General features: G+C 42.4%; 17 protein-coding genes. 16 read left to right on the top strand and 1 reads right to left on the bottom strand.

Annotated elements, in window-relative coordinates:
- Positions 1–44 precede the first annotated feature (44 nt).
- The 9 genes from ACSQ8O_RS26550 (at position 45) to ACSQ8O_RS26510 (ending at position 6055) form a co-directional block, all read left to right on the top strand.
- On the top strand, positions 45–368 hold the full coding sequence (locus tag ACSQ8O_RS26550; protein ID WP_436244108.1) for an NIPSNAP family protein: 324 nt from the start codon (positions 45–47) through the stop codon (positions 366–368).
- 59 nt (positions 369–427) lie between these two features.
- A complete protein-coding gene (locus ACSQ8O_RS26545) occupies positions 428–970 on the top strand; it encodes an NAD(P)H-dependent oxidoreductase (protein ID WP_436244107.1) in 543 nt (180 codons plus the stop codon).
- Entirely contained in the window at positions 967–1599 is a 633-nt protein-coding gene (locus ACSQ8O_RS26540; protein WP_436244106.1) for a DsbA family oxidoreductase, read from the top strand. The genes ACSQ8O_RS26545 and ACSQ8O_RS26540 overlap by 4 nt, the downstream gene beginning before the upstream one ends.
- Before the next feature lie 60 nt (positions 1600–1659).
- On the top strand, positions 1660–1893 hold the full coding sequence (locus ACSQ8O_RS26535) for a tautomerase family protein (protein ID WP_436244105.1): 234 nt from the start codon (positions 1660–1662) through the stop codon (positions 1891–1893).
- A gap of 13 nt (positions 1894–1906) precedes the next feature.
- Positions 1907–2995, top strand: coding sequence for an NAD(P)H-dependent flavin oxidoreductase (locus ACSQ8O_RS26530; RefSeq protein ID WP_436244955.1), 1089 nt, complete (start codon positions 1907–1909; stop codon positions 2993–2995).
- A gap of 213 nt (positions 2996–3208) precedes the next feature.
- Entirely contained in the window at positions 3209–3982 is a 774-nt protein-coding gene (locus ACSQ8O_RS26525) for a pirin family protein (RefSeq protein WP_436244104.1), read from the top strand.
- 12 nt (positions 3983–3994) lie between these two features.
- The gene (locus tag ACSQ8O_RS26520) at positions 3995–4471 is read left to right on the top strand and encodes a MarR family winged helix-turn-helix transcriptional regulator (RefSeq protein ID WP_436244103.1); all 477 of its coding nucleotides are present in this window, start codon (positions 3995–3997) and stop codon (positions 4469–4471) included.
- Between the two features lie 83 nt (positions 4472–4554).
- The gene (locus ACSQ8O_RS26515; protein WP_436244102.1) at positions 4555–5277 is read left to right on the top strand and encodes a DNA alkylation repair protein; all 723 of its coding nucleotides are present in this window, start codon (positions 4555–4557) and stop codon (positions 5275–5277) included.
- Positions 5278–5443: 166 nt separating this feature from the next.
- The gene (locus ACSQ8O_RS26510) at positions 5444–6055 is read left to right on the top strand and encodes a class I SAM-dependent methyltransferase (protein WP_436244101.1); all 612 of its coding nucleotides are present in this window, start codon (positions 5444–5446) and stop codon (positions 6053–6055) included.
- 58 nt (positions 6056–6113) lie between these two features.
- On the opposite strand, the gene ACSQ8O_RS26505 is transcribed toward ACSQ8O_RS26510, so the two are convergent.
- Complete coding sequence (locus ACSQ8O_RS26505) at positions 6114–7337, bottom strand: epoxide hydrolase family protein (RefSeq protein ID WP_436244100.1); 1224 nt, start codon at positions 7335–7337, stop codon at positions 6114–6116.
- Between the two features lie 356 nt (positions 7338–7693).
- Between ACSQ8O_RS26505 and ACSQ8O_RS26500 the strand changes: the two genes are divergently transcribed.
- The 7 genes from ACSQ8O_RS26500 (at position 7694) to ACSQ8O_RS26470 (ending at position 14350) form a co-directional block, all read left to right on the top strand.
- Positions 7694–8428: an MBL fold metallo-hydrolase gene (locus ACSQ8O_RS26500; RefSeq protein WP_436244099.1), complete on the top strand. Its 735-nt coding sequence runs from the start codon at positions 7694–7696 to the stop codon at positions 8426–8428.
- A 16-nt stretch (positions 8429–8444) separates the two neighbouring features.
- On the top strand, positions 8445–8975 hold the full coding sequence (locus ACSQ8O_RS26495) for a DinB family protein (RefSeq protein ID WP_436244098.1): 531 nt from the start codon (positions 8445–8447) through the stop codon (positions 8973–8975).
- A 49-nt stretch (positions 8976–9024) separates the two neighbouring features.
- Complete coding sequence (locus ACSQ8O_RS26490; protein ID WP_436244097.1) at positions 9025–12192, top strand: ATP-binding cassette domain-containing protein; 3168 nt, start codon at positions 9025–9027, stop codon at positions 12190–12192.
- Between the two features lie 166 nt (positions 12193–12358).
- A complete protein-coding gene (locus tag ACSQ8O_RS26485; RefSeq protein WP_436244954.1) occupies positions 12359–12700 on the top strand; it encodes an ArsR/SmtB family transcription factor in 342 nt (113 codons plus the stop codon).
- Positions 12701–12748: 48 nt separating this feature from the next.
- Positions 12749–13270, top strand: a complete 522-nt coding sequence (locus ACSQ8O_RS26480; RefSeq protein WP_436244096.1) for an SRPBCC family protein — start codon at positions 12749–12751, stop codon at positions 13268–13270.
- A gap of 136 nt (positions 13271–13406) precedes the next feature.
- A complete protein-coding gene (locus ACSQ8O_RS26475) occupies positions 13407–13904 on the top strand; it encodes a MerR family transcriptional regulator (RefSeq protein ID WP_056621733.1) in 498 nt (165 codons plus the stop codon).
- Positions 13905–13909: 5 nt separating this feature from the next.
- Positions 13910–14350, top strand: a complete 441-nt coding sequence (locus tag ACSQ8O_RS26470) for an SRPBCC family protein (RefSeq protein WP_436244095.1) — start codon at positions 13910–13912, stop codon at positions 14348–14350.
- Positions 14351–14415: the final 65 nt, after the last annotated feature.

Below are 14415 nucleotides of genomic sequence, written 5' to 3'. Positions count from 1 at the left end.
AAAGGGGATAGCTATTTGATCACTTTAGTAAGGAGGTGAGAAACATGTTATATGAACTGCGAATTTATCATGTTAATCCCGGCAAAATGCAGCTTCTTCATGAGAGATTCAGAGATCATGTGATCGAATTATTTTTGAAACATGGCATGAAGATTACGCGATATTGGGAAGATATCAATGAGTCAAATAACCGGCTCTATTATGTTGTTGAGCATGATGATATGGAAAGCCGCAATCTGAATTATGAACGTTTCCGAAACGATCCGGAATGGATTGAAGTCAAACGGATTTCAGAAATGGATGGACCTTTTCTTGACAATCAAGAAAGTATTTTTATGAAGGATGTAGCCTTCTTCGAGAACAAATGAAACAGGACAGCACACTGTCAGCAAAATAATCCTAAAATTAGAAATGGAGCAAACCTACTATGAAAACATTAGTCATCATTACTCATCCGAATATCGAAAACTCCCAATGGAATAAAGCTTGGCTGGAAGCCTTACAAAAACAAGGTGATTTCACCATTCATCAATTATATAACGAATATCCAGACGAAAATATCGATGTTGCCAAAGAACAACAGCTAATTGAAGCACATGACCGGGTTATTTTCCAATATCCACTTTATTGGTACAGTACGCCTTCTTTACTTAAAAAGTGGTTTGATACCGTCTTACAATATGGTTGGGCTTATGGTCCAGATGGCAGTAAAACAGCTGGTAAAGAAATCGGTGTAGCGATTTCAACATACGGCACGGAAGCTTCTTATCAGCATACAGGTTCTAATCGTTTTACACTTGAGGAAATATTGCGTCCAATGGAAGCACTTGCCCAATTTATTAGCGCTACTTATCTGCCGCACTTTGCACTTAACGATACGTCTACAGTTACCGATGAGCGGCTAGCACAGAGCAGCAAGGATTACATTCACCATCTTCAAACCGTAAAACCGGTTCTGGTTACCCAATGAGTGATTTAGTAATTGACGCCTATATAGATGTGACGTGCCCATGGTGTCGCATGGGAACCACGAGTATGTTGAGTGCTTTGAAACAATTACCTCAAGAAACGAAGGTCTCGGTTCGTTGGCATGCTTTTCAGATCAATTACGGTATTCGTCCTGAAGGTGAAGATTATCGGCAAGTGATGATAGGCAAATTAGGTGGAGTTTCGCAATTCGAGGCACGATTAAAGCAATATCAAGAATACGGTGATGCTTATGGTCTGACGTATAATATGGATCGAGTAAAGTTTACGCCAAATACAACATTAGCTCATCAATTAATCGCTATTACACCTGAGAACCTACAGGAGCAATTGATTCAACAGATTTATACGGCCTATTTTGAGAATGGGATTCATATTGGGGATATCGACGAACTTGTTAATATTGCCAAAGCAGTGGGAATTCCAAACAATACGGAGTTAAAAAAGCGCCTAACTGACGGTGAGGGTCTTGATAAAGTTGAGTTAGATCAAAAGAATGCGCAAAAGCAAGGAATTAGAGGGGTTCCGTACTTTGTGATTAATGAGCAAGTCAGCTTGTCTGGTTTGCAGTCCCCTGAACAATTTATTAAGGTTTGGCGAGAACTGCCTTAAGTTTACCTTTTAGTAGATAGATGAATGATAGGACTAACAATTTCAAGGAGGTCATTACTTATGCCAGTCGTTACGATTAAAGTAACCCGTGAGGGAACCACCCCAGAACATCAGTCTGTTACGGCAGAAGAGAAGGCAGCGCTTATTAAAGGTGTCAGTGAGCTTCTTCTTAACGTGCTTAACAAGCCATTAGAATCAACTCATGTTATTATTGAGGAAGTTGAGTTGGACAATTGGGGATGGGGCGGATTACCTGCACTTGAATACCGCAATCAGCGATCCTCTCACAAGTGATAGGAGGCAGAAGATCATACATCTAAATACAGCACTTTGCCGCATATTTGAAATTCGTTACCCCATCTTCTTAGCGGGCATGGCCGGTGGGCCAGGTACGGTTAGCTTAACAGCTGCCGTATCGAACGCAGGTGGATTGGGGACGCTCGGAGCCGCCTATATGGAGCCTGAAGCGATTCGTACGGCCATTCAGGACATTCGGAAGTTAACGAACGCGCCATTCGGCGTAAATGTATTTGTTACTCAGGCTCAGGATGATAACGCGAGAACGCCGGAAGTTCAACAGGAACTGAATGTGATGAGAGCTAAACTTGACATACCGCAAGTTGTGGCAGAAGTCGTCAAGACTCCCGATAATTTCGAACAACAATTCGCCGTATTATTAGAAGAAAAAGTGCCAGTGATCAGTACAGCTTTCGGGGTACTTCCGGCTTATATGACGGAGCAAGCTAAGGCGCTTGGGATTCGAATTGTGACGATGGTGACTACCGTCGATGAAGCCATTCTTGCTGAACAAGCGGGATGTGACGCGATTGTGGCTCAGGGAAGTGAAGCTGGTGGTCACCGCGGGACATTCGACATTGCCAATCGTCCCATGGGCGCGAACATAGGCACAATGGCGTTAGTTCCGCAAATTGTTGCCCATGTTCAAGTTCCCGTTATTGCTGCAGGCGGGATTATGGATGGTCGTGGACTAGTAGCCGCGCTGGTACTCGGGGCACAGGGGGTTCAGATGGGTACGCGATTCTTGACTTCGATGGAATCGGGAGCCCATATCGCTTATCAAAACAAACTGCTTGCTAGTACTGAAGAGAGCACAGTAATCACGAAGGTATTTTCAGGTCGACCTGCTAGGGGTGTCACGAACGAATTTATTAAAGTCTGGGATCAGAGCGGGGTAGAACCGCTTCCTTTTCCGACCCAAAATACGGCAACAAGAGATATTCGAAATGCTGCTGCAAAGCAACATAATTCTGAGTATATGTCATTATGGGCAGGGCAAGGTTTGCGGTTGCTTACTGCTGGCCAAAGTGCAGGGAGTATCGTAGAGGAAACCATCGATCAGGCACAAACGATTCTCACCCAAATAAAAAAAGGTTAAGATATTTCAAAGGATCCCAGAGCCATTATGGCATTGGGATCCTTTTCTCGTGGTACGGGATTGAAAAAGCAGGGATTTTAAGGTGGTAATCTTGCTTATTTTTGCATGTTGACTGATTCCTATAATAGGTTTATATTGAATATTATTATAATAAATATTATTAGGATATTAAATTAAATAATCATATATCCGATCAGATAAGGAGATATTCCTATGAATATTCAAATACTAGGACCAGAACAGCAAGGGAAAGAGGAATTTGATGGAGGCAAAATAATGGCGCAGAAACCATTAGGATTCTCTGGCCAAGGGGCCGCTACTGTGAGACTGGGTCCGCTATTCTATTGGGCTTGGGGACGAGCAGAGAAGGCAGGAGGGATCGGGTTTCATCCTCATCAAGGGTTTGAGATTCTATCTTATGGCATCGCTGGTCATGGCTTTCACCGAGACACACTTGGTACTGAAAGCACTCTACAAGCTGGAGATATTCAACTTATGCAAGCAGGATCGGGTATGCAGCATGCTGAGAGCGTCGAAGCTGGATTTGAAAGCTTTCAAATATGGCTGGAGCCTTACTTGAATGAAGCTGTGCGACGAGAGCCAACCTATTCATTGTTCAAGCACGAGGAGTTCCCTCAGACAGACCAGGAAGGTGTTAAGGTAAAGATCATTCTGGGTGAAGGATCACCTATCGACCAACTTGTTGCAGATGCACGTATGTTAGACGTCGAAGTAGAGGCGGGCGCAACGTATGTTCATCGGCTATTACCGAACCGTACGTTTGCCGGTCTGGCGATTAGAGGAACCGGTGGCTCATTCCTAATAACGGGACAAGAGCCCGTCCAATTTGTGAATAAAGACTTTGTTATCGCCCAAACGGAACAAGAGGATGATATTATCATTCGTGCGGCTGCTGAAACACTTCGAATATTTCTAATTGAAGTTCCTACTGAAGTCGATTATCCTTTGTATAATAAAGCTAGATAAGGTGGTTGAAGAATGACTGAACGCGACGCTGAAGGTAAGGCTCTTGATTTAAGGCTTACACGCGTACTAAAAAATATGGTGAACGTACTGTATGCCAGCTTAGAACGCGACATTGACAGCTATGGGCTCAGTAGGGAAACCTTTCAAATTCTTGAGTTACTCTACAATAAAGGGCCGCACCCCATTCAGAAAATAAGTGATACTTTTTCCATTCCAAGCGGAAGTATTACTTATGTGGTTGATAAGTTGGAAAAGAAGGCGTTCGTGGAACGTCTTCCCATTCCAGGAGATCGACGTAAAACGAATGTGGCATTAACTGCGGATGGGAGAAACTACTTCGATACGATTTTCCCAAAGCATGCGCAAACCATTTCCAACAATTTGTCTTATGTAACGGATGAAGAGAAGGTCCAACTCATTGAGTTGCTTAAGAAGATAGGGTATGGGATTAAGAATGCGCAAGAAAGACAAGCGGAAAGCGCTGAGTAACTTCGGATTAGTTAGCTAACATTGCTCGATGCTTCAAGAATAGTTAGGATGACCTAATAAAGTTGATTATGGGAGGAGTCATTATGACAGCAGCCATTCTACATGCAGAAGCAGTCATGCAAGAACTCGAAGCTCTAGGCAAGGAACGAATGAAGAAAATGTATATATCTAACGGCGCTCATGAACCTGTATTTGGAGTGGCAACAGGAGCGATGAAACCGCTCGTCAAGCAAATCAAAATCAACCAACCGTTAGCTGAACAACTTTACGCAACAGGGAACTACGACGCTATGTACTTTGCAGGCATCATCGCAGACCCCAAAGCAATGACTGTAGAGGATTATGATCGTTGGATCGATGCAGCGTATTTCTATATGCTATCCGATTATGTCGTTGCTGTAACGTTATCGGAAGCGGATATTGCGCAGGAAGTTGCGGATAAATGGATTGCGAGCGGCGAGGAATTGAGAATGTCAGCGGGGTGGAGTTGCTACTGCTGGCTTCTGGGGAATCGCAAAGACAACGAGTTTAACGTTAGTAAAATATCAGATATGCTTGAATTGGTGAAAAATACGATTCACACTGCACCAGAACGAGCTAAATATGCGATGAATAATTTCATATACACAGTAGCCGTATCTTACTTGCCGCTGCATGATAAGGCTGTTGAGACGGCAACTGCGGTTGGTCCCGTCGAAATCATTCAGGACAAGAAGAAGAGTAAATTTCTGAGCGCTTCGGCTGATATTCAAAAGGCCGTTGATAAAGCTCGAATCGGATTCAAGCGTAAGCATGTAAGGTGTTAGCTCTTGTGGAAATTTACGGTTTAAGTTTAAGAATAAGTCCGAGTATTTCGCGGGCTTTTTTTGTTATTGAACAGAATCCCCGAATTATCGTCTATTATAGAGAGGGTTCCAATCCTTGGAAATTATTCGAGTCTACAGACGATAGTGTACGGGAGTGAAATTAGCAATGGATACGTATTGGAATCACAATACAGCTTTTCACGATGAGTTAATTGCAGACGGTAAGCTACGCGGCGGACGTGTACTCGATATTGGGTGTGGTGACGGGTTACTTCTCCAACGACTTGCGCCGTTCGTGCAACAAGTTATCGGGATCGACCCCGATAATACGGCTATAGAGATTGCACAAACGCGACTTACTTCGATCTCGAATGTAACACTCATTAACGGTGACTTCCTTGCTTCGCCAATCCCTAAGCAAGAGGAACGTTATGCAACGGTTATCTGTGTCGCGACTTTGCATCATATGGATTTGAGAAGCGCACTGCTGCTCATGCGCGAAGTACTCGCACCCGGCGGTCGACTCCTCATCATTGGCTTAGCAGATGACAAGTCGCTGGTGGATTTGGTTTTCTCTGGAATACTGCTGCTTCCTATCCGTATCATGGATCGATTTCACGGTGGGATGCGTAACCCCAATGTTCGAATTACGGCTCCAACAGAAAGCATTAGGGAAATTCGTCAAGTTGCACAGCAGATACTTCCAGGGGCTAAGGTTCGACGACGTTTCTACTTCCGGTATAGTCTTTCATGGGACAAACCATTGGAGGAGAAGTAAGTCGATTGCTATTGATTTTCCTGTTTTTCGAATTAATCGTTAGTATGGAAAACATGAATTAGCGCAGCGACTTAAATCCTGCACGGAGTTCTGCAGCGAATAGTTCTGGCTGTTCCCAAGCTGCAAAATGTCCACCCTTGTCGACCTTGTTGTAGTAGATAAGATTAGGGTACGCCATTTTACTCCAACTCAATGGAGCTTGATAGAGCTCATATGGGAACACACTAACAGCTACGGGAATAGTGACACCTTTGGCAGCAAAGAAGGGAAGCTTGTTCTCCCAAAATAGACGACCAGAAGAAATCGCAGTTTTGGTCATCCAGTACAGTGTGATGTTGTCAAGGACATCGTCTCGTGAAAGTCCACCGGGATGTCCGTTAAAGGCTTGTGTAATCAGCTCCAAGCTACAAGCATCATGATCAAGCATGAAAGCGGCCAAACCAACAGGAGAGTCTACCAATCCTGTTAGCGTCTGCGGCCGTGTACCCATGATTTGGGCATATCCGATATGTTTATATACAAAACTCAACTGCATGCATGCACGCATTTCTTCTTCTGAGAGAGCAGATGGAAGTGGGGTGCCGGCTTGGAGCGCCTTGTCAATTGCAGGGGGAACCGCGCCGGGCATATTCGTGTGCATACCAACCAGCCCCGGTGGTGACAGCAATGCCAACATGTCGGTGATAATCGCTCCCCAGTCGCCACCCTGTGCCACGTATCTTGTGTAGCCAAGTCGCTTCATCAGTACTGCCCAGGCACGTGCGATTCGGACGGTATCCCAACCTGTCGTAGTTGGCTTTCCAGAAAACCCGTAGCCTGGCAGCGACGGTATGACCAAATGGAACGCGTCCGATGCCTTCGCACCATAAGCTGTAGGATTCGTAAGTGGTTCAACAATCTTCAACATCTCGATGATCGAGCCAGGCCATCCGTGTGTGATGATGAGTGGCAAAGCATCTTCGTGTTTCGAACGAATATGCATGAAATGAATGTCTAGACCGTCGATATGGGTAAAGAACTGTGGAAATGCGTTTAGCTTCGCCTCACACTTGCGCCAATCATAACCTGTTGTCCAATAGTGTGCGAGTTTTTGAATCGTTGAAAGCTGTACACCCTGAGAGGTATCTGCGACCGTTTCCTTATCTGGCCATTTTGCCGCGTTTACGCGACATCGCAGTTGAGCAAGCTCGATTTCCGGAAAATTCACATGAAATGGCCCTCGAATGACGTTGTTATCCGCAGAATGCTCAAAACTGAGTTGTCTTGTCTTATTTGGTATCATTTTGTACTCCCTTTGAATCAATTTGGCTAAATGGGATGAAGAATGAGAACTGGGTATAACACCATATTCATGCTTTCATCCAATCGTACCTTGGTTTCTAGGGGGATACGAAAATTGAAGATGGGTAAAATAACCAAGGGTGAAATTAATGGAAAAAGTATGTAGCGTAACGATTTTACTAAACAAATTACTGTAGATGAAGTAATGAAAATCGCAGAATCCATGCATTAGGTGATTATATTTTAAGCAGGAAAAGCGTAGCTCTTTATCGAACAAGTGGAGTGAAAATGGAGTTGCTACGTAATGCAGCTCTTTTTTTTATTGGTATATCAGTTATGAAATGGGGGAGCATCCGTATGAAACTAAGAGTCATAGGTAGATGGGGCGCTTATCCAAAGCGAGGAGAAGCAACTGCAGGCTTTCTTGTAGAAGTAGGCAATCATAAAATCTTGCTGGATTGTGGCAGCGGTGTATTATCCGTTTTACAAAATTACATGGAACTTCATGAATTAACAGCTGTATTTGTTTCGCACAATCATTTCGATCACATGGCAGACTTAGGTTCTCTTCAATATGCTTGTTTAATTGATATGGATTTAAAACAACGTGATACACCCTTGCCTTTATTAGTTGCCAAGGATTCTAAAGACGAATGGGCGATTCCTGTATTGAAAGGAACAATTGAACAAGAAATTAACCAAGATACGACCGTAACATTCGAGGATGGCCTAATCTTAACTTTCTTTCGAACGGATCATGATGTATTTTGCTTAGGCGTGAAAATTTCCTATCAGGGAAAAAATTTGGTTTATACGGCGGACACAAGATTCGATGAAACTCTCGTCCCCTACTTGAAGGATGCGGATCTACTTATCACAGAAGCTTCCTTCTATGCCAACTTTGATGCCGCTAAGTATGGTCATATGCATGCAGTTGAAGCAGGGAAACTTGCAGCGAAGGCAGGCGTAAAGAAATTACTTTTAACCCACTTGCCTCACTTCGGAGATATTCAAGTACTGAGGGAAGAAGCAGCTTTGATGTTTCATGGTGAAGTTGTTCTAGCTGATCTCGGCTTACAAGTCGTCATATAAAATAAGGAGGACACTCATGTTAAATATGAATCAAATTTATCTCATTACAGACATACCAGGTTATACGCCGCAGATTAGCCGCTTACTGTCGATGATGAACTATGTCAGACATACGACACTAGAATCCGTAAAGAATTTAACCATACATGACTTGGATTTTCTTCTAGATGAGGAGAGTAATTCAATTGGCGCCTTGTTAATGCATTTCGCGGCAGTCGAATACGCCTATCAATTGGAAACTTTCGAAAAAAGAGAATTGAATGATGAAGATATGGCCATTTGGGGACCCGCTCTAAATCTAGGTGCAGAAGGGCGGGAAAAGATTAAAGGAAATGACTTGGCCTATTATGTACATAAGCTAAATGAAATCAGGAATCGTACATTCGAATTATTTAAAACGGTCGATGATGATTGGTTATATCAAGAAGAAGAGTTCTGGTATAAGAAACAAGCGAATCATTATTTTATGTGGTTTCACGTGTTCGAAGATGAAATCAATCATAGAGGCCAGATCAATTTGATCAAGAAAAGAGTGAAGGTACAGTGAATGTGCTAATATGGAATCAATAAGTGTAATCAATAGAAAGGATGTACACATGCAAATAAATCAATTAATTTCGAACAACATTAACAGATTAGATGCAACAATACCTGTAGATAAATCTTTAGGAGTTGCTGGATTATCAGGATCAGGTAAGACAACTTTCTGTCAGACAATTGGGGAAGAATCCAAAAAACGTCTCGTTTCCTTATTGCCGAAAGCTGAATATCAATATCTATTTCCTGAGATTATGGAAACGAATTTCAGCGCCATCAAGATGGAAGAAATGCCTCTCGTCCTTTTTCTCGGAAAATCATCGATTTCATCCAATCCTCGTTCAACCATTGGCACACATACGGGCGTTTTCAAAGAGATTCGTGATCGAATGGCCGAACAATTCAATCTTTCTCCAGAAGTTTTTTCCTTTAATAACGCATTAGGGTGGTGCCCGGATTGTAAAGGTCGCAGCACGACACAAAATGTAGAATGTTCGAAGTGTAATGGGAAACGCTACAGTCCAGAAGTTGAGACGCACAAGCTGGAGTTAAGGAATCAACCTCATAGCATCTCCGATATCAATAACTTAAGCATCGAAACCATCCTTTCTCTTGCCGAGGAATTACATATTAGTGAAGCAAAGCAACATATTCTCCAGAATTTGATCAATATGAATATCGGTTACTTAACATTAAATCGTATTATGGGGACATTATCAGGGGGGGAATTAACACGTCATTATTTGGCTGAATTCATGGCTACAAGTGAGAATACCGTTATTATTATTGATGAAATCTCCGTTGGTCTTGACCATGAAACGCTTTTGAAAATTCTAGAACAAATAAAACAATTAGGCTATAAGAATCAAATATGGCTCATTGATCATTCAGATACGGTACTGGATACAACAGATGAGCAATTGTTTTTTGGACCAGGTAGCGGTAAATATGGCGGGAAAATTGTTGAAGAATCACCTCGTCCTAAACCAGTCCCTTGGGAGCAAAATAAAGATGTGCCAACCGACTATTATCAATTTCTTGATCTATACTGTCGAAATATTCAAATGGCTGAAATTCAAATTCCCAAGAATAGACTAGTAACCTTTACTGGCGAGTCAGGATGCGGTAAATCAACACTCGTGAATGAGTGCATGTCCAAAGATTTTCAGAAACGTTACCCCAAAGATAAACTGGTCATGGTTGGGCAAGATCGCAACCAATCGATCACAAGCCGGTCAACCGTTGCTACTTTCCTTGATATCAAGAAGAAACTCACCAAATATAACGAAGAAACGGAGGATGATATTTTCCAACGTTCGATCGAAGATATTATTGAAGAACTGCCGAACGAAGACATCGCTCGTAAACGATTGAGCTTATTGAATAAACTTGGACTTGGCTATCTGACATTAGAAAGAAAAACACAATCGTTATCTACAGGTGAATTTCAATGTGTGCATTTAGTATCGGAGTTGTTTGCAAATTCAAGAAACCCGCATACGCTGTTTATTTTTGACGAGCCTTCTAAGGGTTTATCACAAAATATTTTAAATCAATTCATCGATAGCGTTAGAGTCATTCTAGAAGATGAATCTGTCTCCATCCTGATGATTGAACATAATGCCTATATGCTGGAAAGCTCGGATTTTATCGTTGATTTTGGCAAAAGACAGCCTCAACCGATTGAGCATCTTGATGTTGTCCCTCATGATGACTACTATCGTCTTAAAAATAGGGAAGATCATTCAGCCCCTTTGCATATTTCTTCCGCGCTGAAGCAACAACAAGGTATTCAATACGTACAAGAAAATCAGATCAACTATTTTAAACAGGCAGAAAACATTTATAAGGGAGGTATCCTAAAAAGCTTATCTTCCATGGCCCGCTTGATCTATGGTGAATACGAATCGGACAAAATTGCACCTGTGATCGCGATTGATCTTGAACGACACCTGTATAGTCAATATAGTTTTCTCTATGAAATCGGTGGACTGATCAACCATATTGTAGCTTCTCATCCGACCAATAAAGATACAAGAAGCTTCGATTTCTATTATCAAGATAATCATTGTCCATGTTGCTCTGGTCGTCGTGTCATTGAAAGATTTGATATGGATGTTCTCATTCAAGATAAAACAGTACCATTCTGGGATGGCCTATTATTGCCTGAAGTAATGGATGTCTTAAAATATTATCAGCATGCCAAGTTGCATTTCCTTTTTGAAGAGATAAAGAATGAACTCGGTCATGATATTAGTAAAAGCTATAATGAAATGACAGAAGCAGAAAAGAATACGTTCCTATATGGCTATTGGGAAAAGTCATTTTATGATAAAGCGGGTAAGGCATCGAGAACCTGGGAAGGTTTTAATCTCATCCTTGGGCGTTATATGGTTATTTCAAAGAACCTTACGATTAAAGAAGCAATGAAAGCTTCAAGAGAAATGATTACCTGCCCAGTCTGTCATGGAACCGTGTTAAACCATCATAAAAAATTGAAATTTAATGGCTCGGATATTCGCGAGATTATTCAGCAACCGCTGGATCAGGTTATACAAAGCGTAGGCAGCTTGCCAGAATTAGAAAAATTAAAATCCATTGTTGGCGGTGACCTCACACTTTCGGAAGATGTCTCCTTATTGCCTAGGGAAACGCAAGTTGCGCTTAAAATGTACGAGCTGGAGCTAGCTAGCTTTGTGGGATATGAAGTGGTTTTACAAAATGCAGTGCCTTTCTGGGACAAGATTAAAGGTAATCTTGATGCGATCAGCTCCAAAAACTTGATAACTATCTGTGATTTTGCTGATATTACGGAGACAAGAGAAACCATTATTGATAAGTATTTCACCAATGGAAAATATAAAAAACTAACTTATGTCTATGAGGCCTTTGGTTACAATAAGATAGTTACCCAAATTAATAAGATCAAAGGGAGTCATCCATGCCCATTCTGTGGGGGTAAGCGAGTCATTTCCGAAGATGGACTCCATGATGGCGTACATAAATTGTCCGTTCCTTGTGTGAGTTGTCATGTTAGTGGCATCAATGATGAGGGACGCAAGGAAATCGTTGATGGCGTAAGCGTGCAAACATGGCTTACTGGCAAAGTAAGTGATGTTGTTGATAAAAGCAAAGTAGCGGAGTCCGTTGCTGATATACCGATCTACAATCGTATTCGTGAATTGAACAAACAAGATATGATGGCTGTGTATCATAGCTTGAAGTGATTAATAAGCGCTGACCTTCGGGTTAGCGCTTTTCTTATGTTATTTTTCAATATTCACTTGAGAGAATATTCCCCATGTGGTATATTGAATTCAGTAAGAAAAACAGCCTCCAAACACAACGAGAAACGAAACGTATGTAATTACAGCAAGAGGACGGATGATGAGCATGGATCCTAACATCATGAGTGCATTGGCAGAGCCTAACCGCATGAGGATTGTTGATCTTTTGCGTGAACGGCCACTCACTGTAGGGGAAATCGCGGAACGGCTTCAACTGCGTCAGCCTCAAGTATCCAAGCATCTGCGTGTACTTAGTGAGGCTGCCATCGTCGAGGTAAGGGTGGATGCAAATCGTCGTATTTACAAGCTGATGCCTGATCCTTTCCGAGAGCTGAACGACTGGCTGGAGAACTACCGCGTCATCTGGGAGGAGCGGTATAACCGACTAGATGACTATTTACAGAAGCTTAAGGGCGATCAATTGCAGGAAGACAGCAAGACTGATTGATTAGAACTATTTTAAACAAATAATGAACATTCTAGGAGGAAGTTAAACATGACAAATCAAATGGTTTCCACGGTAGAGGACAAAGTTCTTATTCTAGAGCGTGAATTCAATGCCCCTCGCGAGTTGGTTTTCCAGGCATTCACGCAAGCCGAACATCTGAAACATTGGTGGGGTCCAAGAGGTTGGGCACTTCCAGTATGTCATGTTGATTTCCGCGTCGGTGGGGTTTGGCATTATTGCATGAAGTGTGAAGAGAAGAATCAAGGCGATTACTATGGTATGGAATCATGGGGCAAGGCCGTTTACAGCGAGATCGTTGTACCGGAGAAAATTGTGTATGTAGACTTTTTCTCTGATGCGGAAGGCAATGAAGCGGAAAACATGCCATCTACGCGCGTAACGCTGACCTTCATCGAAACAGAAACGGGTACTAAGCTCATTAACCGCGGAGAATATGCATCAGCTGAAAGCCTACAACAGGTGCTGGATATGGGGATGATGGAAGGTATCACGGATACTTGGAACAGACTTGAAGAACATTTGGAGTCTATCCAAAAAGTTCATAAATAATAGATGAGGCCGCTAACTAGCGGTCTTTTCCTTGTGATTTTGAAAAATAATGACTTCAACACTTGCACATGACGTAACGTCATGTTTTATAGTATAGTTACCGGTAAACAGCTAGCACAGCCTAAAGGAGATGATTATGAAGCAGCTTTGGAAAGTGGGAGAGCTTGCTAAACTAACAGGACTCACGATACGAACACTGCGTTTTTACGATCAAATCAGCTTATTCTCGCCTTCGGCGCATTCCGAATCGGGGCACCGATTATACAATGAGGCTGATCTGTCGCGACTGCAGCAAATTTTATCGCTAAAAGAACTCGGTTTATCACTGGATGAGGTTAAGTCCGTATTAACAGGAGAGCAATTCAGTCCGTTGGAGATTGTTTCGTTGCAAATTGCCCGACTGAAAGAAAATATTCGGATGGAGCAGAATCTTTTGCTCGAACTAGAGTACGTATCCAATCTGATGTCGTTGAAAGAACCTGTAACGGTAGATGATTTCACCAAATTACTGGAAACCATGAAGAAGAGCCATGAGAAAGTGATCATCGAACGTCGGATGTCGTGGGAACGCCGCCTAGACCTGCTAGGTGAACTCCTAGACGGAAAATCCGATGAATCAAAACAAGGGAGCTGACAAGCATGAACGAACGAATTGCCGTACATAACACTTTCGTCGTCGAACGAATTTATAAAGCCTCGCCTAGCCGCGTATTTGCTACTTGGGAGGATCCTAAACTGAAAGAGATGTGGTTTTCCAAAGCGGATGAATTTGACTTCCGGATTGGTGGTAAGGAAATGAGTCAGGGAGGCCCTCCGGGTGGACCTATATTCACCTTCGATGCCACGTATCAAGACATCGTTCCGAACGAGCGCATTGTTTATAGCTACACATTAGATATGGATAAGAATCGAATGTCGATTTCTGTGACAACTGTCGAGTTCAAGCCTGAGGGTACGGGTACAAAGCTGATTTTTACAGAACAAGGCGTTTTCCTAGATGGCCATGATACACCTGAACAACGTGAGCATGGGACTACGATCATGTTGGACAATCTGGGCAAACAGTTGGAAAACCTCTAAATTTGCATAATCGATATCACCAACCGACCGTAAGGTCGGTTTTATTGCGTTCATTTATGATGAAA

The organism is Paenibacillus sp. LjRoot56 (assembly GCF_964253335.1).
Classification (GTDB): domain Bacteria; phylum Bacillota; class Bacilli; order Paenibacillales; family NBRC-103111; genus Paenibacillus_E; species Paenibacillus_E allorhizoplanae.
The sequence above is the reverse complement of the archived record's forward strand: the minus strand, read 5'-3'. Positions and strand labels throughout refer to the sequence as shown.